Origin of the sequence: Sulfurihydrogenibium azorense Az-Fu1, from assembly GCF_000021545.1 — a bacterium.
Taxonomy (GTDB): domain Bacteria; phylum Aquificota; class Aquificia; order Aquificales; family Hydrogenothermaceae; genus Sulfurihydrogenibium; species Sulfurihydrogenibium azorense.
This window is the reverse complement of record NC_012438.1, coordinates 1,173,919-1,196,479: the sequence shown is the minus strand read 5'-3', so window position 1 is coordinate 1,196,479 and position 22,561 is coordinate 1,173,919. Positions and strand designations below refer to the sequence as shown.

At 32.3% G+C, this 22,561-nt stretch carries 19 protein-coding genes and 1 riboswitch; of the genes, 11 read left to right on the top strand and 8 right to left on the bottom strand.

What is annotated here, in order from left to right; all coding sequences use genetic code 11:
* Positions 1 to 62 precede the first annotated feature (62 nt).
* The 3 genes from SULAZ_RS06250 (at position 63) to SULAZ_RS06240 (ending at position 3,746) form a co-directional block, all read left to right on the top strand.
* Positions 63 to 2,369: a glycosyltransferase gene (locus tag SULAZ_RS06250; RefSeq protein ID WP_012673953.1), complete on the top strand. Its 2,307-nt coding sequence runs from the start codon at positions 63 to 65 to the stop codon at positions 2,367 to 2,369.
* Complete coding sequence (locus SULAZ_RS09200) at positions 2,366 to 2,497, top strand: hypothetical protein (RefSeq protein WP_012673889.1); 132 nt, start codon at positions 2,366 to 2,368, stop codon at positions 2,495 to 2,497. The genes SULAZ_RS06250 and SULAZ_RS09200 overlap by 4 nt, the downstream gene beginning before the upstream one ends.
* A 106-nt stretch (positions 2,498 to 2,603) precedes the next feature.
* Complete coding sequence (locus SULAZ_RS06240; RefSeq protein WP_012675057.1) at positions 2,604 to 3,746, top strand: glycosyltransferase; 1,143 nt, start codon at positions 2,604 to 2,606, stop codon at positions 3,744 to 3,746.
* Here the strand turns inward: SULAZ_RS06240 and SULAZ_RS06235 are convergent.
* Genes SULAZ_RS06235 through SULAZ_RS06215 form a run of 5 tightly spaced genes read right to left on the bottom strand, consistent with a single transcriptional unit; the run spans position 3,722 to position 8,885 of the window.
* Complete coding sequence (locus tag SULAZ_RS06235) at positions 3,722 to 4,891, bottom strand: hypothetical protein (protein WP_012673809.1); 1,170 nt, start codon at positions 4,889 to 4,891, stop codon at positions 3,722 to 3,724. The genes SULAZ_RS06240 and SULAZ_RS06235 overlap by 25 nt on opposite strands.
* A gap of 44 nt (positions 4,892 to 4,935) precedes the next feature.
* On the bottom strand, positions 4,936 to 6,168 hold the full coding sequence (locus tag SULAZ_RS08735; RefSeq protein ID WP_012674253.1) for a HEAT repeat domain-containing protein: 1,233 nt from the start codon (positions 6,166 to 6,168) through the stop codon (positions 4,936 to 4,938).
* The gene (locus SULAZ_RS06225; protein ID WP_012674617.1) at positions 6,165 to 6,671 is read right to left on the bottom strand and encodes a GTP-binding protein; all 507 of its coding nucleotides are present in this window, start codon (positions 6,669 to 6,671) and stop codon (positions 6,165 to 6,167) included. The genes SULAZ_RS08735 and SULAZ_RS06225 overlap by 4 nt, the downstream gene beginning before the upstream one ends.
* 2 nt (positions 6,672 to 6,673) lie before the next feature.
* Entirely contained in the window at positions 6,674 to 7,126 is a 453-nt protein-coding gene (locus tag SULAZ_RS06220) for a roadblock/LC7 domain-containing protein (protein WP_012673684.1), read from the bottom strand.
* Positions 7,127 to 7,148: 22 nt separating this feature from the next.
* Positions 7,149 to 8,885, bottom strand: a complete 1,737-nt coding sequence (locus SULAZ_RS06215; protein ID WP_012673654.1) for an EAL domain-containing protein — start codon at positions 8,883 to 8,885, stop codon at positions 7,149 to 7,151.
* Positions 8,886 to 9,041: 156 nt separating this feature from the next.
* Between SULAZ_RS06215 and SULAZ_RS06210 the strand changes: the two genes are divergently transcribed.
* Together SULAZ_RS06210 and mgtA are read left to right on the top strand one after the other, a co-directional pair.
* Positions 9,042 to 10,424 carry an amino acid permease gene (locus tag SULAZ_RS06210; protein WP_012674671.1) on the top strand — a complete coding sequence of 461 codons (1,383 nt, stop codon included), beginning with the start codon at positions 9,042 to 9,044 and terminating at the stop codon, positions 10,422 to 10,424.
* A 55-nt stretch (positions 10,425 to 10,479) separates the two neighbouring features.
* Positions 10,480 to 12,930, top strand: coding sequence for a magnesium-translocating P-type ATPase (gene mgtA / locus SULAZ_RS06205; protein WP_012674876.1), 2,451 nt, complete (start codon positions 10,480 to 10,482; stop codon positions 12,928 to 12,930).
* Between the two features lie 21 nt (positions 12,931 to 12,951).
* Here the strand turns inward: mgtA and SULAZ_RS06200 are convergent, their stop codons facing one another.
* Positions 12,952 to 13,314, bottom strand: a complete 363-nt coding sequence (locus tag SULAZ_RS06200) for a winged helix-turn-helix transcriptional regulator (RefSeq protein WP_012674153.1) — start codon at positions 13,312 to 13,314, stop codon at positions 12,952 to 12,954.
* A gap of 116 nt (positions 13,315 to 13,430) precedes the next feature.
* Here SULAZ_RS06200 and namA point away from each other — a divergent pair, with 116 nt between their 5' ends.
* From namA to SULAZ_RS06180, 4 genes are read left to right on the top strand one after another with little or no spacing between them, the layout of a single operon-like run.
* Positions 13,431 to 14,483: an NADPH dehydrogenase NamA gene (gene namA, locus SULAZ_RS06195; RefSeq protein ID WP_012673701.1), complete on the top strand. Its 1,053-nt coding sequence runs from the start codon at positions 13,431 to 13,433 to the stop codon at positions 14,481 to 14,483.
* 15 nt (positions 14,484 to 14,498) lie between these two features.
* Positions 14,499 to 14,957: a (2Fe-2S)-binding protein gene (locus tag SULAZ_RS06190; RefSeq protein ID WP_012674972.1), complete on the top strand. Its 459-nt coding sequence runs from the start codon at positions 14,499 to 14,501 to the stop codon at positions 14,955 to 14,957.
* A 3-nt stretch (positions 14,958 to 14,960) separates the two neighbouring features.
* A complete protein-coding gene (locus SULAZ_RS06185; protein WP_012673478.1) occupies positions 14,961 to 17,090 on the top strand; it encodes a xanthine dehydrogenase family protein molybdopterin-binding subunit in 2,130 nt (709 codons plus the stop codon).
* Between the two features lie 15 nt (positions 17,091 to 17,105).
* Positions 17,106 to 18,104 (top strand): aldo/keto reductase, encoded by a 999-nt coding sequence (locus SULAZ_RS06180; protein WP_012674125.1) that lies wholly within the window; start codon positions 17,106 to 17,108, stop codon positions 18,102 to 18,104.
* 45 nt (positions 18,105 to 18,149) lie between these two features.
* On the opposite strand, the gene thiC is transcribed toward SULAZ_RS06180, so the two are convergent.
* Positions 18,150 to 19,508: a phosphomethylpyrimidine synthase ThiC gene (gene thiC, locus SULAZ_RS06175; RefSeq protein WP_012674814.1), complete on the bottom strand. Its 1,359-nt coding sequence runs from the start codon at positions 19,506 to 19,508 to the stop codon at positions 18,150 to 18,152.
* A gap of 59 nt (positions 19,509 to 19,567) precedes the next feature.
* Positions 19,568 to 19,671: riboswitch (TPP riboswitch) on the bottom strand.
* An 88-nt stretch (positions 19,672 to 19,759) separates the two neighbouring features.
* Here thiC and SULAZ_RS06170 point away from each other — a divergent pair.
* Complete coding sequence (locus SULAZ_RS06170) at positions 19,760 to 20,107, top strand: 6-pyruvoyl trahydropterin synthase family protein (protein ID WP_012674960.1); 348 nt, start codon at positions 19,760 to 19,762, stop codon at positions 20,105 to 20,107.
* Here SULAZ_RS06170 and SULAZ_RS06165 read toward each other — a convergent pair.
* Positions 20,095 to 20,979, bottom strand: coding sequence for an ROK family protein (locus tag SULAZ_RS06165; RefSeq protein WP_012674201.1), 885 nt, complete (start codon positions 20,977 to 20,979; stop codon positions 20,095 to 20,097). The genes SULAZ_RS06170 and SULAZ_RS06165 overlap by 13 nt on opposite strands.
* 68 nt (positions 20,980 to 21,047) lie before the next feature.
* On the opposite strand from SULAZ_RS06165, the gene flgK reads away from it, so the two are divergent.
* Positions 21,048 to 22,499 carry a flagellar hook-associated protein FlgK gene (gene flgK / locus SULAZ_RS06160; protein ID WP_012674419.1) on the top strand — a complete coding sequence of 484 codons (1,452 nt, stop codon included), beginning with the start codon at positions 21,048 to 21,050 and terminating at the stop codon, positions 22,497 to 22,499.
* Positions 22,500 to 22,561 lie beyond the last annotated feature (62 nt).

The following is a 22,561-nucleotide window of genomic DNA, read 5'->3' as shown; positions in this document are numbered from 1 at the left end:
TTTTCATAATAACTTAAAAATATAACTTTAAAATCTTTAAGGAGTAAGTTAGGAGGATTAAGATGATAAAGGTTGACCTACATTTACACTCTGAAGCTTCAAACAAACCGGGAGGGTACTTTTCTCAAAAGCTTAAAATAAGCGAAAGTTATGTTAAACCTATAAAACTCTACAACACTTTAAAGGATAGAGGAATGACACTTATAACTATAACAGACCACGATACGATAGATGGTTGTCTTGAGATAGCACACCTTCCTGACACGTTTATCTCAGAAGAGATAACCACCTACTTTCCGGAAGACAGATGTAAGGTCCACGTTATAGCAATAGATATAAACGAAAAACAACATCAAGACATACAACATCTGAGGGGGAATATATACGAGCTTGTTGATTATCTTCAAAAAAACAACATAGTCCATATTTTAGCCCACCCTTTATACAATATGGATGGAAAACTAAAAAAAGAACATATAGAGAAGTTTGCACTTTTATTTGACAACTGGGAGATACTCAACGGAACAAGGTCTAAAACCTCAGCCCATATAACAGAAAAGATAGCAAAGTCCTTTACAAAGGAAAAATTAGAAGAGTTAGCAAACAGATACAACATCTACAAAAGAACAAGGGATCATATCAGCTTCACAGGAGGGTCAGACGACCACGGAGGTATAGACTTAGGAACAGGATACACAGTAGCAGAAGGAAACACTTTAGAAGATCTAAAACAAGCTATACTAACAGGAAAAACATACTACGAAGGAGATTACGGCAACCCCAAAAAACTTACCCATATGGTGATGAATATAGGGAAAGAAGGTGTTAAGAGAAGATACAACTTAGGTGATATAGGTTATTTACTTGACCAACTTTTTGACCCAAAACCTCAGTCCCACTCAATCATAGACCAGATTTTAGGGAGAAACTCTGCATCTATTTTTATAGAAAATGTTATAAAGTTTAAAGGAAAAGTCATTAAAGACAACCACGAAAACATATTTAACTTTTTCTCAAATCTACTACCTTACACATTAAACCAGATAAAGAATCAAAAAAGTTTTGATTTTGACAAAGTAAGTATGTACTTAGGTAAAGCTTTAATCTTTTCAACTGTGTACTTAGTTTACCTTTCTGTTTACAAACAGAGAGCTGAAGAAAAAAACACATCTTTAAATCTACATAAAGAGTTTTTTGGAAACGGTCACGTGGAAGGTAAAGTAGCTTACCTGAGTGATACGTTTTTTGAGATTAACGGTGTGTCAAGGACAACACAAAAACTCTTTAAACTAGTTCAAGAAGAAGGTTATAACGTTAAGTTTTTAATATCTCACAAGAAGAAGGTAGAAAGTGATTACATAAAAAACTTTGAGCCTGTGCTAACCTTTGACTTACCAGAGTACGAGGATATTCCTATAAATATTCCTAACCTACTTGAAGTTTTAGACTATATAGAATCAGAAAACTTTGATGTTATATATAGTGCAACACCTGGAGTAATGGGTATTTACGGACTTGTAATATCTAAGATTTTAAATATTCCTTTTGTGACGGCTTACCACACAGATTTTCCTCAGTACGTTTACAGATACACCCAGGACCATACCATAACTAATATAGTTACATCTTTAATTAAACTCTTTTACAACTCTGCGGACAGAGTGTTAGTTCCTTCAAAGGAGTATTACAACAAACTTAAAGAGTTAGGTATAAACAAAGACAAGATGGTTGTCTTTAGAAGGGGAGTAAATACCCAAAAGTTTAACCCATCATACAGAGACAAGAACTTTTGGAAAAATTACATAAAGGATTACAACAACCAGTTTGTAGTAATGTACGCTGGAAGGGTGTCTAAAGAGAAAGATTTAGATGTGTTTATAGAAGTTTACGAAAGGATGAAAAATAACCCAAAAGTTAGGTTTGCGATAGTGGGAGATGGACCATACAAAAAAGAACTTTTACAAACCTACTCAAGTAAGATTGCATTTACTGGCTTTTTAGAGGGTGAAAGTTTAGCCAGAGCTTACGCAAGTGCAGACTTTTTCTTATTTCCAAGTACAACTGATACATTTGGAAACGTAGTTTTAGAAGCAATGGCAAGTGGACTTATACCTCTTTTATCAGACAAAGGTGGTGCAAAAGAAAACATTGTAGACGAAGTAACAGGTTTTATTGTAAAAGACAACAACCCGGAGGAGTACAAAATTTTAATAGAAAGACTGATAGACAATGATACCCTTCGAAGCAGCATCAAGAAAAATATACTTCAGTACATTCAAAACTTTGATGAGAGAGATTTACTAATAGAAATGTTAAAACTTCTGTCGTTAGAAAGACTTTCTAAAGTAAATCAGGAGGTGGTTGTATGAAAACAAAGAGAAGTTACTACCCTGTTGACCCTACACCTACAGTAAAATCAAAGGACAGTGAGTGGTGGATTGCAACTGACATACAAAAAGAAGTTATAAAGAGAACAAAAAGTATATCAGTCTCATAATGATAGGGAAAATTGCTAAACAGTACAACCTTTTCCAAAAAACATCTTACGGTTTTAAACTTTACCACAAAGACCTTGTAAAAATAATAGTGAAGAATTTAACTAAATGAAAGTTCTTGATATAACCCATTTTTACAGTAGTAGGGGAGGGGGAATAAAAACATACATAAACAACAAAATGAACTACTTCTCAAAGTGTGAAGATATACATCATACTCTCCTAATCCCTGCAGAAGAAGACAGCTGCTACTACAAAGAAAAAACAAAGGTTATAACCCTAAAGTCCCCCCAGCTTTTATTTTCAAAAAATTACAGGCTAATCATAAATCCTATCAAACTGGCTAAAGTTATAGAAGAGGAAAATCCTGATGTAGTTGAGATTGGATCACCATTCTTAATACCATCAGTGGTTAACTATCTAAAAGAAAAAAGTGGTTTTAAAGTAGTAGGATTTTTTCACTCAGATTTAGAAAAAGTCTCAACAAATCTACTAAAAGGGAAAAACATAATAAGACCAATAATAAAAAAGTACGTGTATAAAACTTACAGTAGTATGGACCTGGTAATTGCACCATCTAACTATATAAAAAACTATCTTAGAAGTATTAACATACAAAATGTTGAAGTTGTCTATCACGGAATAGATTTAGATGTCTTTACCAATACTCATGTTGATAAATCTTTGAGACTACATTACGCAATAGAAAAAGATAAGGTTGTTTTAATATACGTAGGAAGATTCTCTCCAGATAAAAATTTTTCCCATCTTTTAAAGATATTTAAAACACTTAATTTTATAAAACCTAAAAAGTTTCACTTTCTACTTGTAGGAGATGGACCACTCAAAGAAGAGGTGTACGACCAGCTTGAAAGCGATTTTACCGTTGTAGATTATATTGAAGACAGAGAAGAAATAGCCAAACTGTATAAAATCTCTGATATATTCGTTACAGCTTCTAAAAGTGATACTTTTGGAATATCATTGATTGAAGCTCAAGCCTGTGGTCTTCCTGTAGTTGCCTACAAGGAAAACTCTTTTCCGGAAATTTGTTACTATAAAGATTTACTCTGTACAGACAGTCTTGATTTTATATACAAAGTAGTGAATCTATCAGAAAGTTTAGAAAGAGTTGAGAAAGATAAGATCCAGCAGTTTGTTAAAAAAAATTTTGACGTAAACATAACAATGGAAAAGCTTGTTAATGTTTATAAAAAGCTTTTAAATCATCGATTTTGCCCTTTAAAGTAGTTTTCAGCAATTCCAAACATTAAAAAGTAAAGGGGAAGTATTGCATCCCATATTCCACTGAAAATCCCGCCAACTAAAAAGTAAGTAGGAAAAACTAAAAAAGGTAAAGCTACTATCTGGTCTTTACTTTGAAGTTTAGTAAATAGTACAAATTTAAAATACTTATACATCAAAAATATAAGTCCTAAAAGACCAATTAAACCAATATTTATAAACTCTGATATTAAAAAGATAGACTCGTAAGACCTCCCTACAGGAGAAGGAGGGTCTAACCTTGCTCCTGCGTTATAACCATGTCCTATAAGGATAGGAAGAATATTTTTATTCTCAAAGTCCTTTCTTATAACTTCTAAACCTTTCTTACCTATTTCCCACCTTGCACTTGAAAACTCGTTTAGTTCCCCTTCAGAGAGTGTTTTTCCTGTAAACACAGCTTCAAGTAAGATCTTATATTTGGGGAATTTTTCAAAAGCAACGTAAGTTCCAGCTAAGACTACTACAAAAAACAATCCCGATAGTGCATATAAAACTTTCTTTCCTACATGTGAAAATCTAAGTAAAACAACAAATAAAACTACATAAGAGAAAAAGATTCCTAATATTGGATTTCTCTTTCCTGTGTAAAAGACAAGAAAAGTAAATATTAAGAATAAAATTAGATAAACTCCTTTTTTTAGTTTATCTTTCTCTAATAAAAACATAACAAAAGCCGACAAACTGCCTAAGGAAAAAACTATCCCTATCTCAAAAACTCCACCCCATATAGGCTGTTCTAAACCTCTGTAGTAGTTAAACACAGTTATTACAGCTTCTACTGTACAAAAGATAACTATGGTAAGATTTACCTTGTAAAAAAGTCTCTCTGTAGGGTTAAACATGTCTTTTGCAAAGTATGAGATATTAAAAAATGTTTGACTTAACACCCCTGTAAACTCTTTTAGATTACCATACACTGCAGTAGATATTAACGATGGAGTAATTATCATAAATAGAGAAAGTTTTAACTCTCCATTTATTGTTAACTGCCTTTTTACTATCTTAAAAATTTCGTAAACTAAAAACAATACAATAAGAGCCGTAAACAGAGATATTGATATATAAGCAGCTGCAAAAAGTACTATAAGCCAGTTTTCCTTACTCTTCAATAAAACCCTCCTAAAAAATTGAGAGTAAATTATAATATCAGAATTTAAGACAAAAGAATTTTTGAGATTTTTTCTAGAGTTGTCCTCGCTTTGTTTCTTACTATTGCGTATTTATGTTCTGATAGCTTCTTCAAAAGAGGTATAACAGAAGGCGTTGATATTTTTACTAAAGTATCAACAATTTCTATAAGTATGAATGGGTCTTGTTCTTTATCTATCATAATATCTAAGTAGGGGATGGCCTCTTCTAATCTTTTTATTCCTATTACGTGGACTACGTTTTTTCTCCATTCTTTTACAGGATGTTCAAGACTCAAAAGTAGTTTGTATTCGTAATCCATATTATGAAACTCAGTAAGGTCAAAGCCACAGTTAGGACAAATTTTATCTTCTTCTTTTATAACAGACCAGCAAGCAGGACAAAAGTATGTAATAACACCTTGGTAATCTTTCAATGATTTTATATTTAAAGTATCTGATTTTGACATAAAATCAAATATATCAACTCCTTGAATTTTCTCAGGAAGTTTTATTACTTCATATATCTCATAATAAAAACATTTTTGGAAGTTATCACTCTGAAATACAAAATCACCATCAAATATTCCAAAACCTACTTCGTTTGGATTTATGCTCTGTATGAAGTACATTTTGTTTTTATCAATAACTTCAAATAAGTCTTCATATTTTTCTAAAGTAATAATATACCTAACTTTAGCAAGATAAAAGATTAAAATTTCATCCGGAACGGTGAATGTTCCTACCTCGCAGGGATAATTTTTCATATCATGTATTATATCTTCAAGGACAGAAGGGGTTAAAATACTATCTTTCTTACCAGCTACTGCCTCTCCCATATAAAAAAATATGAAACTTTTGCTAAAATGAATTCTGTTATAAACTTTTACAAAACCTGTTAAAGGTAAGTTTTGAAGTTTCTTAAAAAATTCGTAAATATTCATATTTATTGAATCTAAGTTAACCCACACAGGTTCCTTTTCATAGTAAAGAATAGATGGAATCTCATTTAATCTAAAATAGTGAATAAGGAAATTTTTGTTTGTTTTATACACACTAAAAACATCAAAGTCTTTGAAGTATTTTTTGTTTAACTCTCCTTCTATTATAGGATATTCAACAACACCATCAAAAGATTTTAACTCTAGCACACCGTTAAATTTTTTGTATTTTAACAGCTCCAACACTTTCTCTAAGTTGGTAAGGTCTTTGTGAACTTCGTAGTACACAGCAATACTTTTATCTTTCCAACCTTTCATCTTAAAATCTCCCTAAGTATAGCTTGAAAAGTTTCCTTTACACCTTTGTTATCCTTTGCAACAGCTTCTATTGTAGTAAAATCTTTAAAGATTCTTTTAATTTCCTCTACTTTTTTTTGTTCTGTTAAGTCTACTTTGTTTATTTGTATCACTTTAGGCAGTTTTGATTCGTATATCTCTTTAAAAGCTTTTAAATTTTCATTATGGTTCACTGTAGGGTCATACACAAACACAAATCCGTTGGCGTTGTTAAGTATCCAAGGTCTTAGTATCTCAAACCTATCCTGTCCCGGGGTAGACATTAATCTAACCTTTAGTTTAAAATCTAAGTTTTTGATGTTTATTCCTAACAAAAGTGTATCTAAAAATATTGTTCTGTTTTCAACTGTTTTAGCATGAAACCTGTCTATAACGTAATTTGAAAATATATCTTTTAACGAGTCTAAATTGGTGGTTTTCCCTGCCATTCCTATTCCGTGATAAACTATTAAAACCTCTTTCATAGTTAAAACTCCAGCATATCAAAGCTTATTTTAAAATTGTCCTTTTTACGGTTCCTTATTTGATTAAATATCGGGTCAAGTTCTTTTAAGGCTTTTTCTGTAAACAACTTAACAGATCCAAGAGGGACTTTCTTATCAAAAATAGAAGCAATAAAGAAGTTATACTGACTTATTCTTATGTATATAGACTTATTTATACCTTCTGTAAAAAATGTGTTTTTTTCATGAATAATATGGTTTAATTGATCTAAAGCCCCTAAAACACCTGCACAAACAACAGCAAACCTTGAAGCTTCCCTTTCGTCTTTAACATCAGAGGATAAAAACGATACAACCCTTCCTCCTTCATCTCCTATCAAAACTAAATCAACATAAGTAGCCATTATAAACTTTTCTAATATACTTTCTATGTACTCTAAATCTTTTTTCTCTATAGTGTAGCTTACGATGTCCATTCAAACTCCTTAATAGTGGTTTTTAGTAGACACACAGACTGAATATATTTTTTTGTTCTTTTGCCTCTTTTTTGGCTTGGGCTATTATCTCGTCTAATACACTCTGATTTAATTTTTTTCCTTTTGGTATATAAACTATGGCAGCTGAAACTGTCAAGAATTCAAACTTTCTCTCAACACCGTTTCTATCTCTTGATACTATGTATCCTTTCTCTATATCATCTCTATCGTACAGTGAAATTACATCGTGATTAAACTTTTCAACAACAAATTTTACTTTACTGTACAAACTTTCATAATCTATATCTTTAGATCCAAGGAAAAAGTCATCCCCTCCAACATGCCCTACGAAAAAGTTATCACTATGAAAGTTTGATTTTAGTATCTCTGAAAACATTAAAATTGATCTATCTCCTCTTCTAAAGCCGTAATAATCGTTAAATGGTTTAAAGTTGTTAAAATCGAAGTATACAGCAAAGAACTCTTCTTGATTATTTAAATTTTGATCTATGTACTTTTTGATAGATATGTTTCCTGGTAGTTTAGTTAATGGATTTTTATCTATAGCTTCTAAAAGTTTCTCTCTTAGTACTAATTTTAGTAGATTTTTATAGTGAATTACTCCTTTAAACTTTAAGTTTTCTGAAATTACAAAGTAATTTTTATCACTGTTTTCTAATAAGTTTTCAATCATATTAAAATCTAAATTTTTTGATAAATCTATAAAGACTATAGGTTCAAATAAATCGTTTAAATCATAAATTTTTTTGTCTCTTCTTAAAAAGTATAAACTTTTAAGCACGCTATTATTGAAAGTTTTCATAAGTTTTTTGGCAGATATAGAAGCTATTGGATGTTTCTTTTGGTCTAAAACTACTATTGGCTTTTCTATCTCGTGGTGATTGTTATTTAAAAATTCGTATAAAATGATAGAATTATCATCAACACTTACTGTATAACAGTCATCTATAAATTGTTCTAGTTTTATTTGTATGTTTTCACTTTCTGATTTTCTTTTGAAATCTAAATTTAACTCTATGTAGTCCTTCTTTTGTTCTATTTTAGAAGGTGGTTGTATAAAGTATCCTTGGGATAAGTATATTTCGTTTTCTTCTAAAACGTAAACTATCTTTTTATCTTCAACTTTTTCTGCTATAACTTTTATGTTTAGTTTGCTACACAGCTTGTTAAGAAAATTGATTATACTAAGCTTTGTAAAATCTTTGTTTATACCGTTTATAAAAAATCCATCTATCTTCAAATAGTTAGGATACAGTCTATATAGAGTTTCTAGACATACAGACCCTACTCCAAAATCATCCAGGGCAAGCTCAAAGCCCTGTTGTTTATAATTTTTGATTATGGCTGATAATGATGCCTTATCTACTGAGAATCTTTCAGAGACCTCAAATACAAGTAAATTTTTAGGCACATTATAATTTTGTAGTATTCTAATGGTTTCTCCTTCTTTGTAGTTTACATCAGATATTATTCTACTGTCTAAGTTATAGAAAAGTCTATGGCCTAAGCTAAAGTTATCTAAAAATTCTAAAATTACTTTTTCCCTCAACTTTATATCAACTTTAAAAAGTAAGTTGTTTTTACTTAAGTAATCAAATAATTCATGAGGATTTTTAAAGCCTAATTTATCAAAACCTCTTATTAATGCTTCATAACCAAAAATTTCGCCGGTTCTTATATTAGCAATCGGTTGGTACACAAAGTATAAATTGTCTATAATACTATCTATTTCTGTCATAAATCGTACCTTTTTCAAAATTTATCATCTAAAAGATAATACAGTAATGTTAAGTTTTTTTTAAAAAATGATTAATTCCCTTTAACATTTATACTGGCTTTTAGGTATGTTAAAATTTTATTTACAATACACAAATTATAAATGCAGGAGGTGTCTGTGAAAGACTTTTTTAGGAAAAGGTACTATGATGGGATAAAAGATACAAAATTAAAGAGAAGTCTTGGTTTATGGGATTTAGTTTTTATAGGGGTTGGTGGGATTATAGGAGCTGGTATTTTTGTTATTACCGGGCAGGCAGCAGCTGCATATGCAGGTCCGGGTATAATTCTCTCTTTTGTACTTTCTGCAATTGCAATAGGTATAACTGCTTTAGTGTATGCTGAGTTTAGTTCTGCTTTTCCTATATCTGGGAGTGCTTACAGTTATACCTACGCTACTTTAGGAGAGGTGATAGCATGGCTTGTTGCTTGGAATATCTTACTTGAATACGGTGTGGCAGCTGCGGCAGTTGCAACGGGATGGTCAGGGTATTTAAGAACTTTTTTAGAAAACAACTTCGGTTTTACACTTCCTGTAGCGTTAAGTGGTGCCTTTGATCCTTCCAAAGGGACTGTCATAGATCTGTTTGCCTTCTTGGGTATGGCTGGTGTTTTTGCTTTATTAACCATAGGTATAAAAGAAAGTGCAAGGGTTAACTTTTTCATAGTACTGCTAAAGTTAGCTGTATTATTAGTCTTTATATTTATTGGATTAAAGTACGTAAAACTTGAAAATATAACTTCAAATTTCCTTCCTTATGGATGGCAAGGTGTATGGAGTGCTGCATCTTTAATTGTTTTTGCATACCTTGGTTTTGATGCAGTATCAACCTTAGCAGAAGAGACAAAGGATCCACAGAAGACACTTCCAAAAGGGCTAATATTATCTTTAAGTATAAGCACTGTCTTGTACATAACCGTTTCTTTTGTTCTTGTTGGTATACTTCCTTATTACTCTTACGAAGGTAAACCTGACTCTCTTGCTTACGCTATGTACCAAGTAAATGAAAAATGGGTTGCAGACTTTATATCTTTAGGAGCTGTAATAACTATAACAAGTGTTATGATAGTTATGGGACTTGGATTTACGAGAGTTTTATACTCACTGGCAAGAGATAGACTTTTCTTTAAAACCTTTGCAGACATACATCCAAAGTTTAACACACCTTACAAAGCCTCCATTTTAGGGGGTGTTTTTTTATCTGTTCTAGCTGGCTTTTTACCTTTGAAAATACTTGCTGAAATGGTAAATATAGGAACCCTTTTTGCTTACTTTATGGTGGGAGTTGCTGCAATTGTTATAAAAAATAGACCAGATATAAGACCTATTTTTAAAGTCCCTTATCCAAACCTACTACTACCTTTAAACCTTATCTTCCTAATGTTTATTATGGCAGGATTACCATTTGATACTTGGATGAGATTTTTTATCTGGACAATAATTGGTATTTTAATTTACTTTTTCTATGGTTATAAAAACAGTATTTTAGGAAAAAGTTAAAAAACCTTAATGTAATTTGAATTGTTTTTTAAATTATTTTCTTTAAAATTAGAGTATGAATATAGCAGAACTTGTAAAGAAACTTAATACTGATATTGAAAAAGGTCTAACAGAAGAAGAAGCTAAAAGAAGATTAAAGATATACGGTTATAACACTATAAAAGAAGAAGATCGTTTTTCTGATTTAAAACTTTTTATAAATCAGTTTAAAAATCCTTTTATTCTACTTCTTCTGTTTGCTTCTTTCCTATCATACCTTTTAGGAGACAAGTTTGAATCTTTGATAATCATACTTATAGTATTTCTTGGTGGAGTAGTTGACTTTTTTCAAGAAAGGTCAGCTCATAAAACAATTGAAAGTCTCAGGTCTTTAGTAAAAGTTAAAGCAACAGTAATAAGAAGTGGTCAAAAAAAAGAAATACATCTCGAAGATATTGTGGTTGGAGACATTGTAATACTTACAGCTGGGGATGTTGTCCCAGCTGATTGTATAGTTATAGAGTCAAAAGATTTATTTGTAAATGAGTCTATTTTAACAGGAGAGTCCTACCCTGTTGAAAAAATGGAAACAGAGAAAGTTTTTAAAGGAAGTTATGTAGTAAGCGGTTTTGCAAAAGCTTTATGTATAGCTATTGGGAAAGATACAGAGTTTGGAAAAATTGCGTCTAAGTATAGTGAGATTAAGTATGAAACTGATTTTGAAAGAAATCTGAGAAGATTTGGTTATCTTCTAACGGAAGTAGCCTTTGTTTTAATACTGATTGTTTTTTTTGTAAACGTTTATTTTCATAGACCTGTTGTTGAATCATTTTTATTTGCTTTATCTTTGTCAATAGGAATAACTCCTACCCTTCTTCCTGCCATCGTTACTGTTGCCCTTTCTGTTGGTGCAAAGAAAATGGCTGATAAAAAAGTCGTAGTAAAAAGATTAATTTCTATAGAAAACTTTGGAAGTATGAATGTTTTGTGCTGTGATAAAACAGGTACAATTACCCAAGGAATTATGAAACTAGTATCGTACAAAGATTTAAACAATAAAGAAAATGAGAAAGTATTCTTACTGGCTTATCTTAACGCTTACTTTCAAACTGGATTTAAGAATCCGATAGATGAAGCCTTAATCTCTTATAAAAGTTTAGATATTGATGCTTATAAAAAGATAGATGAAATCCCTTACGACTTTAATAGAAAAAGACTTTCAATATTTGTAAAGACTCCTGACAGTAAAAACCTTTTAATAACAAAAGGAGCTGTTAAAAACATTCTACAGGTTTGTGAGTTTGTTGAAATAAATAACAAAGTAAACCCATTAACAGATGAATATAAAGAAAAAATTTTAAACAATTTAGAAGATTTTTCTAAAAAGGGTTATAGGGTTTTAGCAGTAGCTTACAAGTTTAATGATAAAGATATTATAGGATTTTCAGATGAATCAAAAATGATATTTTTAGGATTTTTAATATTTGAAGACCCACTTAAAGAAGATGTTTTAGATGCTATAAATATACTAAAAGAAAAAGGTATAAAGCTGAAAATTTTAACTGGCGATAACAGGTTTGTTGCAAAACATATAGGAGAAAAGTTAAACTTAAACAATGTCTTGACTTCTGAAGATTTACATAATATTCATCCAGATGCCCTTGTTAAAGTTGTAGAAAAGTATGATATATTTGCTGAGCTTACTCCTTCTCAAAAGGAAGATATAATACAAGCCTTAAGAAAAGGTGGAAACGTTGTTGGTTATATAGGAGATGGTGTTAACGATGTTCCGCCTATGAAGTCAGCTGACGTATCAATCTCAGTTGACAATGCAGTTGATATAGCCAAAGAATCAGCTGATATAGTCTTGTTAGAAAAAAGTTTGAAAGTTCTTTTAGATGGTGTGCTGGAAGGTAGAAAGGCATTTGTAAACACTTTAAAGTACATATTTATGCAAACAAGTTCAAACTTTGGAAATATTTTTAGTATGGCTGGAGCTTCCTTTATTATACCGTTTTTACCACTCTTACCAAAACAGGTTTTAGCATCTAACTTTTTGACAGACTTTGCAGTTATAACCATACCAAACGACAATGTGGATGAAGATTGGATAAACACTCCAAAAAAGTGGGATTTTAACTTTATAAAAAGTTTTATGGTTGTTTTTGGTTTGATTAGTTCATTTTTTGATTATGTAACCTTTGGGGTTTTACTTTTTATCTTTCATCTTTCCCCTGAGTATTTTAGAAGTGGATGGTTTATAGAAGCTATGCTTACTCAACTTTTAGTTATACTGGTTTTAAGAACAAAAAACAGTTTTTACAGATCTAAACCAAGTAATTATTTAGCTTTTTCTATACTTACCATAGTTTCCCTAACATTTATCATTCCTTACACACCAATTGGAGAAATTTTGGAAATAAAACCACTACCTTTAAATCTCTTGATAATAATCTTATCTATAGTTTTCCTTTATATAGCGGTTGTTGAATTTGTTAAGTTAAAGTTTTATAAAGTTTACTCTTAAATGTTTATGACAGTTTCACTTTTAAACTTTTTGTGTAAACTGAAGTTTTGTTTCACACTCTTTGTAGGATGTATCTACACCCTTACTTTTAATGTATTCCACTCCCCATTGGTGTAAAGTAAGTAAGACAGGATGTAGTTTTTCTCCCAAGTCGGTTAATGAATACTCCACTTTTGGAGGAATTTGTGGGTAAACTTTTCTCTCTATGATACCTTCTCTTTCAAGCTCCCTAAGTTGTTTTGTAAGCATTCTTTGATTTATTCCTTTTATAGATCGGTTCAACTGAGAGAATCTTTTTGGACCATCTATAAGTTCTTTTATTATTAAGAATTTCCATTTACCACTAATAATATTTAAAGTTATCTCAATAGGACATTCGTTCATTCCCTTTACCTCATTATAGTTACTTTTATGTTAGTATATCACAAATAAGTCTGTACTTGACAAAAAATTATTTAATTTCTAAAATTAAGGTAAAATAATATTAAGAGGTAGAATCAATGCTTTACTCTCATGAAAAGATTAGAGGTGTCACATTGAAAAATCGGATAGTAATGTCTCCTATGTGTATGTATTCATCACATGACGGTTTTGTTAGTGATTGGCATATGGTTCATTTAGGTTCAAGGGCAGTAGGTGGTGCAGGTTTAATATTTTTAGAAGCTACTGCCGTAGAACCACGAGGTAGAATATCCCCTTCAGATCTTGGTATATGGAAAGATGAGCATATTGAAGGTTTAAGAAATATAGTTAACTTTTGCCATAATTTTGGAGCAAAAGTAGGAATACAGCTTGCCCATGCAGGAAGAAAAGCAGAGGATTACAATCCATGGGAAAGGGAAAGTGTCAAAATAAAAGGTTCTAAAGATGCAATTGCTCCATCACCTTTACAATTTGGAAATAACTGGCATATTCCAAAAGAAATGAATAAAAAAGATATAGAAGAAGTTCAAAATTCATTTGTAAATGCTGCTAAACGGGCAGTTGAAGCTGGTTTTGATATTATAGAAATTCACGCTGCACATGGATATCTTATTCACGAATTTTTATCACTAATATCAAATCATAGAACAGATGAGTATGGAGGGAGTCTTGAAAATAGAGAAAGATTTTTACTGGAAGTGGTAAAAAAAGTTAGAAATGTAATTCCTGAAAGTATGCCTTTGTTTGTTAGACTTTCTTGTGTAGATCATGTAGAAGATGGATGGACACTTGAAGATAGTATTCATCTTGCAAAAAGATTAAAAGAAGAGGGCTGTGATGTAATTGATTGTTCATCTGGAGGAATTTTAGAATCAGAAGTAGTAAATGCATATCCAGGATTTCAAGTTCCATACTCTGAAAAAATTAAAAGGGAAGCTAAAATAAAAACAATGACAGTAGGTCTTATTAAGAGTTATTACCAAGCTGAGGAGATAATTTCTAATAATAGGGCAGATTTAGTTGCTATTGGAAGGGAATTTTTAAAAGATCCTTATTTGCCAATTAGATGGGCTTTATCAAACAATATAAAAATTCAAATTCCAAAGCAATATTTAAGAGGATGGTTTTAAGGAGGTTTTACAACCATGAAAAAGTTAAAAATCAATGGAAAATTTTTTAATGTAAATCTATCAGACGATACACCACTTTTATGGGTAATAAGAGATCATATAGGTTTAACTGGAACAAAGTTTGGATGTGGGAAGGGAATTTGTGGGTCATGTACGATTTTATTAGATGGAAATCCTGTTAGATCCTGTATAACACCTCTTAAACTTGCTATTAACAAAGAAATCATAACCATTGAAGGAATTCCAGAAGATCATCCATTAAAAAGAGCGTGGATAGAGTTACAAGTACCTCAGTGTGGATATTGCCAGTCTGGTCAGATAGTAGAAGCCTATGCCTTACTTAAAAATAATTTAAATGCAAGTGATAACGAGATTGTATCTATAATGTCTTCCCATCTTTGTAGATGCGGAACGTACAACAGAATTAAAAAAGCAATAAAACGCGCTCAATCTCTTTTAAAGAAGGAGGGTTAAAAAATGATTACAAGGAGAGATTTTATAAAGATTTCAGGACTTGCAATTGGATTAATTATCGCTCCTTCAGGATTTCAGATACTAAAAGCGGAAGAGATTATGAACAACAATTTAAAACCAGTTTTGTGGCTACAAATTACAAAAAATAATGAACTAATAATACTTTCTAATAAATCTGAGATGGGACAGGGAGTTTACACGGGACTTGCTATGCTTGTAGCTGATGAGCTTGATTTTCCATGGGAAAAAGTAAAAGTTAAAGCCGCTCCTGCTTCAGATATATACAAAGATGAAAAGTTTGGATCTCAACTTACAGGAGGAAGTACAAGCTTAAGCCATATGCATGAATTTTATAGATATTTAGGAGCAACTGCTAAAGAGATGATTTTAAATGCAGCTTCCGAAAAATTAAATATTTCTAAATCAAATCTTAAAGTAAAAGAAGGTTATTTATGGTATAAAGACAAAAGGTATCCTTACTCTCATTTTTGGGATTACGCTTTAAAACTTCCTATTCCACAAGAAGTAAATTTGAAAAATCCGGAAGAATTTATCTATATAGGAAAGAATGTTCCACGTATAGATGTACCTGAAAAAGTAAACGGTAGGGCTATCTTTGGTATTGATGTTAAACTAAAAAATATGGTATATGCAGTTGTAGAAAGACCTAACTATTTTGATTCAAAGGTAGAAGATTTTAATAAAGATGACATCTTAAAAGAAAAGGGTATTATAGATGCTTTTCCTATTCAGACGGGAGTTGCTATTGTTGGAGAAACCTTTGAAAGTTTATTAAAAGTTAGAAACAAAGTCAAAGTTAAGTGGAGTAGAAGTTCTATAGAAGGATATGATGACAACAAGCTTCAAGAGTATTATTTAAACAAATTAAACGAAAATGGAAATATAGCCAGAAACGATGGAAATGTCATTAAGGTAATACAGAATGTAAATAAAAAAATAGAGGAAACATATCTTCTACCGTATTTGTATCATGGAACAATAGAACCTATGAACTGTGTTGCTAATATCACTGATGACAGATGTGAAATTTATGCACCAATACAGGCACAAACCTTCGCTCAAAAAGTAGCTATGGAAGTTACAGGATTTGATAAAAATAAAGTAGACGTTTATACAACATATTTAGGTGGGGGCTTTGGTAGAAAGTCTAATGTTCTTTTTGTTAAAGAAGCTGTAGAAATTTCCAAAAAATTAAAAAGACCGGTAAAACTTATATATACAAGGGAAGATGATGTAAAATCACAATGGTATAGACCAATGAATGCAACAATTTTGAAAGCAGGTTTAGATAATAACGGAAATTTAATTGCCCTATATCATAAAATAGCTGTTCCAGCAGTCTTTGAATGGGCAGGAAGACCCTCAAAAATAGATAGAGCAGCAGTTGAGGGAATAGAAAATATGTTTTATGATATTCCAAATGTTCATGTTGAATTTGTTAAAGTAGACTTACCTATACCAGTTTGGTTTTGGAGATCTGTTGGTAGTTCTCATAACGCCTTCACGTTAGAGACATTTATTGATAGAGTAGCAAAATTATCACATAAAGATCCTGTTGAGTTAAGATTGAAATTGTTATCTAAAAATCAAAGAGCTCAAAATGTTATTCAAACTGTGGCTGAAAAAGCAGGTTGGGGAAAAACTCCAAAATATGGAGCAGCAATGGGAATTGCTTATCACTATTCTTTCGGAACACATGTTGCCCAAGTCGCAGAAGTATCTTTAGACAAATCTACAGGTATAGTTAAAGTTCACAGAGTTGTTTGTGCTATCGATCTTGGTCCTACAGTAATTAATCCAGATTTAGTTATTGCTCAAGTAGAAAGTGCTGTAAATATGGGTTTAAGTGCAGCTTTAAAAGAAGCTGTTCATTTTGGTAAATCAGGGCCATCAAACTTAAATTTTGATACTTATCCGATTTTAACTATGGATGAGGCACCTGATGAAATAGAAGTTCATATAGTAAAAGGAGAAGGTAGTATGGGAGGTGTAGGTGAACCTGGTCTTCCACCAATAGCACCTGCAGTTGCAAATGCATTATTCTGGGGTTATGACATAAAGGTAAACAGACTTCCGATGACTCCTGATTATATAAAATTTTTAATACTTTAAAGGAGGTAAGATAAATTGGTTGAGTATCTTAAAATTCCTGGGACAGAAATTGAGGTTTCAAGAATTGCCATTGGAACGTGGGCAATTGGAGGATGGATGTGGGGTGGAACAGATGAGCAAAAAGCAATAGAAGCAATTTTAAATGGACTGGATAAGGGATTAAATCTTATTGATACAGCTCCTGTTTACGGATTTGGGCTATCGGAAGAAATTGTTGGGAAAGCATTAAAAGAATATGGAAGTAGAGACAAAGTTGTTATTGCTACAAAAGTAGGCTTAGAGTGGGAAGATAAGCATTCAAAAGTATGGAGGAACTCTACAAAAGAAAGAATTTTTAAAGAAGTAGAAGACTCACTGAAAAGATTACAAACAGATTATATAGACATATATCAAGTTCACTGGCCTGACACTAAAACACCTTTTGAAGAAACAGCAGAAGCAATGTATAAACTTTATAAAGAAGGAAAAATCAGAGCCATAGGAGTGAGTAACTACTCCCCTGAGCAAATGGAAGAATTTAGAAAAGTTGCTCCTATTTACACTAATCAACCTCCTTATAATTTATTTGAGAGACAAATCGAAAAAGATGTAATTCTTTATTGTGAAAAAAATAACATTGCATTACTTTTCTATGGAGCGATATGCAGAGGTCTTTTAAGCGGTAAAATAAACAAAAACACAAAATTTGAAGGAGATGATTTAAGAAAAGTTGATCCAAAATTCCAGGAACCTAGATTTTCAGAATATTTGAGTGCTGTTGAAGAATTAGATAAATATGCTCAGGAAAGATTTGGAAAAAGGGTTATTCATCTTGCTGTCAGATGGATGTTAGATAAATCTCCTTTAGGAGTAGCTCTTTGGGGAGTAAGGAAAAAAGAACATTTAAACGATATACCTGAAGTTTTTGGATGGCACTTATCAGAAGAAGATTTTAAAAATATGGATAAAATTATAAATGAAAATGTAAAACATCCAGTAGGGCCAGAATTCATGTCTCCCCCTGAAAGACCTTAAAAATATATTTAATCACCCCCCTTTAAAAAAGGGGGTGTTAAGTTCTTATTTTATTATAGGAAGGAATTCTACTTCGTTTTCTTTTACAGCTTCTTGAACGTTTTGGGATATCTTGTAAGCACAGAAAGATGGTCCACACATAGAGCAGAACTTAGCAGATTTAAATCCTTCTTGAGGTAGTGTTTCGTCGTGGTATTTTCTTGCTGTTTCCGGGTCTATTGCAAGCTCAAACTGTCTTTCCCAGTCAAAGTTGTACCTTGCCCTTGACATTTCATCGTCCCACTCTTTAGCACCTTTTCTGTGTCTCGCAAGGTCTGCTGCGTGAGCTGCTATCTTGTATGCAATTAATCCTTGTTTTACATCTTCAGGATTTGGTAAACCTAAGTGTTCTTTTGGTGTTACATAACATAGCATTGCAGCTCCGTACCATCCTGCCATTGCTGCTCCAATAGCTGAAGCTATATGGTCATAACCGGGAGCTATATCTGTTACTAACGGTCCAAGTACGTAGAATGGAGCTTCATGGCATAATTCCATCTGTTTTTTAATGTTCATCTCTATCTGATCCATAGGAACGTGTCCCGGGCCTTCTACCATAACTTGAACATCATGCTCCCATGCCTTCTTAGTAAGTTCTCCTAAAACCTTTAACTCTGCAAACTGTGCTTCATCTGATGCATCGTTTATGCAACCTGGTCTTAATCCATCACCAAGAGAGAATGTAACGTCGTACTTTTTAAATATCTCACAAATCTTATCAAAGTTTGTGTAAAGAGGATTCTGTTTTCCATGGACTATCATCCACTGAGCTATAATTGACCCACCCCTTGATACTATACCCATAAGTCTATGATTTACAAGAGGTAAAAATTCTCTTAACAGTCCAGCGTGGATAGTCATATAATCAACACCTTGTTGAGCTTGAAGTTCTATAATATCAAGGATATCTTGCTCTGTAAGTTTCTCTATACTTCTTACTTCTTGAAGTGCTTGATATATTGGAACTGTTCCAACAGGGACAGGAGAGTTTTCTATTATGGCCTTTCTTATCTCGTTTAGATTACCACCAGTTGATAAGTCCATAACTGTGTCTGCACCATACTTTAGAGCTACTCTTAACTTTTCAAGCTCTGTCTCTATGTCTGAAGTGATGGCAGAGTTTCCAATGTTTGCGTTTACTTTACACTTTGCAGCGATACCTATTGCCATAGGTTCAAGGTTTATGTGATTGATGTTAGCGGGTATAACCATCCTTCCCCTTGCAACCTCTTCCCTAACAAGCTCAACGGGAAGGTCTTCCCTTTTCGCAACGTACTCCATCTCTTCTGTGATTATTCCCTGACGTGCATAGTGCATCTGTGTAACATTTTTTTGACCTCTACGTTTTGATACATAGAACCTCATAATAAAACCTCCAAGTGTAGTTTTTTAAATGCCTGCTTTAAGGAAGATGGCTTGGAGGTTTTTTCCAACGCCCGCTTCCCTACGGCAGGATTACCTGCATCAGGTTCAAGGGGTATACTCTCAGGCTATCCATAAAAACGGATAACCACCCCCCGCGGTGCTTATTGCAAATAAATATATAACTATGTTATAAATATTTCAAGTTAAGTTTTATGTAAATTGTCATAAAAACATTTAAAGAGGTAAAAATCATGCCATATATCGTAAGAGTAAAACAAAAGTTTAACGCAGCTCACTTTTTAACAGACTACCACGGAAAACCAGAACCTTTACACGGTCATACTTGGATGGTAGAACTTTACATAAAGGCAGACAAGTTAGATAACGGTGGAATGGGATACGACTTTTTAGAGATAAAGGATTTACTAAAAGAAATATTACCTGATTACAAGTGTATGAATGATATATACGACTTTTCTCCAAGTGCTGAAAACGTAGCAAAGTACATCTACGACCAAGTTAAGAAAAAGTACCCAACACTTGTGAAAGTTGTAGTGTGGGAAACGGAAGAAGGAGGAGCTGAATACTATGAAGAGTAAATTTCTGCCAGTGCGAGAGCTCCGTAAGCACCACTCCAACTTCCAAGTTTTGCAGTATCAATATGTAAATCTCTAAGTGGAAGAGGAAACACAAGCTTTTCAACTTTACTTTTAGTAAGAGTTAAAACCATTGGATAGTTTTCAATAATTCCACCTGCGAGTAAAACTGTGTCCGGATTAAATATGTGGGCAATACTCATTATTCCTATTGCAAGGTAGTCTGTAAAAACTTCAAAAGTTTGAACAGCTTTCTCATCATTTTGCTTTGCAAGGTTTATTATATCAAAAGAGGTTTTTCTATCTTCTGAGATAAGACAGTAAAGTCTTTCAAGTCCGTAAGAAGATACATAACTCTCCAGACAACCTTTTCTTCCACAGTGGCATAAAAACCCATCTTTTTCAATAGTTATATGACCTATCTCCATAGCACTTCCTGATACACCAGAAAAAATCTTTCCATCTATCACTAATCCACCACCAAGACCAGTACCCAATGTTAGACAAACTAAAACTTTACTGTCTTTACCGTTGCCGTATACATACTCTCCATAAGCTGCAACATTTGCATCGTTTTCTACAAATACTTCAACGTTAAACTCTCTTTCTATAAACTCTTTAAGGTTTAGCCCTTCTAAAAATTTAAGGTTTGGAGAGTTTGTTAAAAGACCTGTTTTTTTATCAACAAGACCAGCTATAGCGATTCCTATTCTATGGGGATTGTACTTCTTTATGACTTGGCTTAAACTCCTTAAAAAATAATCTTTTTTTTGAATGTCTTTAACTGCTACTTTTTCTGTTTTAATCTCATCATCTTCTTTGAAGGCAACCTTTAAGAAAGTCCCACCAATATCTACACCTAAAAATCTACTCATCTTTCTCCTTTTAAAAAATATCTAAAAAAATGCGATAATAATATTATAAGACTATCAGGAGGAAAACTATGTCTTTACTTGGAATTTTATCAACAGCAGGACAGAGTTTACTAACATTTCAAAGAGGTATAAACTCAACAAATAAAAATATATCAAACGCTACTACAGAAGGCTACAACAGAGAAGTACCTGTTTTCCAAGACTTTCCAAGAAGTGGCGTTTTTATGAATAAAATAATAAGAGTATTTGACCGGTCTCTTTTTAACAGGTCCATCGAACTGAATCAGCAGTTAAACTCTGACAACTCATTTTCTGAGATTTTATCAAACATAGAGACTATGTTTAACGATACTTTAGGAAGTGGTTTTTCATCAGATTTAAACAACTTTTTTAACTCAATAAACGATATGCTTATAAAACCTGATGATATAGCAGCAAGGTCACAGTTTTTAGCAAATGCCCAGACTTTAGTAGGAAAAATAAGAAGTATAAATGATAGTTTAGACAATCAAAAACAAGATATTACTTTAAAAGTAAGAGACCAAGTAAAGCAGATAAACCAAATAACAGACCAACTTGCAAAACTAAACCAAACGATAAAAACAAAAACGTTAGATATTGAAGCAAACAACGAGTATTTAAACGAAAGAGACAGACTTATAAAACAGTTAAGTGATTTAATAGATACTAAAGTTGTGTTTAACGAAGACAATACGGTAAACGTATTTACAGCAAAAGGATACGGACTTGTAGTAGGCATACAAAGTACACCTTTATCTTTTGAAACTGATACAAACGGCAATCCTGTAGTAAAGTGGAACGGTGTTGCTGATATAACTACCGAAATTCAAAATGGTCAGTTAGGAGGAAACCTAAAAGGAATAAAATCAATAAACGACCAGTTAAATAAACTCAACGACTTTACAACAGTTTTTGCAACAGTCTTCAATAAAGTACACAAAAAAGGCTACGGACTAGATGGAAGTACGAATTTAGACTTCTTTACTATAGACCCATCAAAATCTTCAACTAAAATAGATGCATCAAACATATACTTAAACATAACAGACCCAAAAAAAGTAGCCCTTGCACAAAATTCTACTTACCTAAACTCAGACAACACAAACGGTAAAGACCTACTTGGATTAAAAAATAACATAAGAGTTTTATACACAAACCCATCCCAACCAGTTTTAACACCTGCTGAAGAAGCTGCATTACAATCCTCCCTTAACGATTCTACCAACTACACATATATAAAAGACCATACATTTGCAGAGTTTTATAACACAAAGTTAGTTGCAGACATATCTTCTACCTCTTCTTACATAAAACAACAACAGCAAAACAACAAATATCTATATGATGCAATTACAGAAAAGATGAAGAATATTGCTGGTGTAAATATGGATGAGGAACTTATAAACCTTTCAAAACTTCAAAGGTCTTATCAGGCTTCTGCAAGAATAATAACAGTTACAGATGAACTTATGCAGACTATACTTAATTTAGGAAAATGATTAAAAATTTTTTAAAATTACACGATAATAATAGTAAGATTAAGCCTTATAAAAGAGGTGGG

Excerpts from the sequence above, each read along its gene's own strand:
- SULAZ_RS09200 (WP_012673889.1), top strand. The coding sequence starts at position 2,366 with ATGAAAACAAAGAGAAGTTACTACCCTGTTGACCCTACACCTACAGTA.
- SULAZ_RS06215 (WP_012673654.1), bottom strand. The coding sequence starts at position 8,885 with ATGACAGAAATAGATAGTATTATAGACAATTTATACTTTGTGTACCAA.
- SULAZ_RS06200 (WP_012674153.1), bottom strand. The coding sequence starts at position 13,314 with ATGAACGAATGTCCTATTGAGATAACTTTAAATATTATTAGTGGTAAA.
- SULAZ_RS08735 (WP_012674253.1), bottom strand. The coding sequence starts at position 6,168 with ATGAAAGGTTGGAAAGATAAAAGTATTGCTGTGTACTACGAAGTTCAC.
- thiC (WP_012674814.1), bottom strand. The coding sequence starts at position 19,508 with ATGAGGTTCTATGTATCAAAACGTAGAGGTCAAAAAAATGTTACACAG.
- SULAZ_RS06240 (WP_012675057.1), top strand. The coding sequence starts at position 2,604 with ATGAAAGTTCTTGATATAACCCATTTTTACAGTAGTAGGGGAGGGGGA.
- SULAZ_RS06165 (WP_012674201.1), bottom strand. The coding sequence starts at position 20,979 with ATGAGTAGATTTTTAGGTGTAGATATTGGTGGGACTTTCTTAAAGGTT.
- SULAZ_RS06190 (WP_012674972.1), top strand. The coding sequence starts at position 14,499 with ATGAAAAAGTTAAAAATCAATGGAAAATTTTTTAATGTAAATCTATCA.
- SULAZ_RS06250 (WP_012673953.1), top strand. The coding sequence starts at position 63 with ATGATAAAGGTTGACCTACATTTACACTCTGAAGCTTCAAACAAACCG.
- namA (WP_012673701.1), top strand. The coding sequence starts at position 13,431 with ATGCTTTACTCTCATGAAAAGATTAGAGGTGTCACATTGAAAAATCGG.
- SULAZ_RS06225 (WP_012674617.1), bottom strand. The coding sequence starts at position 6,671 with ATGAAAGAGGTTTTAATAGTTTATCACGGAATAGGAATGGCAGGGAAA.
- SULAZ_RS06220 (WP_012673684.1), bottom strand. The coding sequence starts at position 7,126 with ATGGACATCGTAAGCTACACTATAGAGAAAAAAGATTTAGAGTACATA.
- mgtA (WP_012674876.1), top strand. The coding sequence starts at position 10,480 with ATGAATATAGCAGAACTTGTAAAGAAACTTAATACTGATATTGAAAAA.
- SULAZ_RS06170 (WP_012674960.1), top strand. The coding sequence starts at position 19,760 with ATGCCATATATCGTAAGAGTAAAACAAAAGTTTAACGCAGCTCACTTT.
- SULAZ_RS06185 (WP_012673478.1), top strand. The coding sequence starts at position 14,961 with ATGATTACAAGGAGAGATTTTATAAAGATTTCAGGACTTGCAATTGGA.
- flgK (WP_012674419.1), top strand. The coding sequence starts at position 21,048 with ATGTCTTTACTTGGAATTTTATCAACAGCAGGACAGAGTTTACTAACA.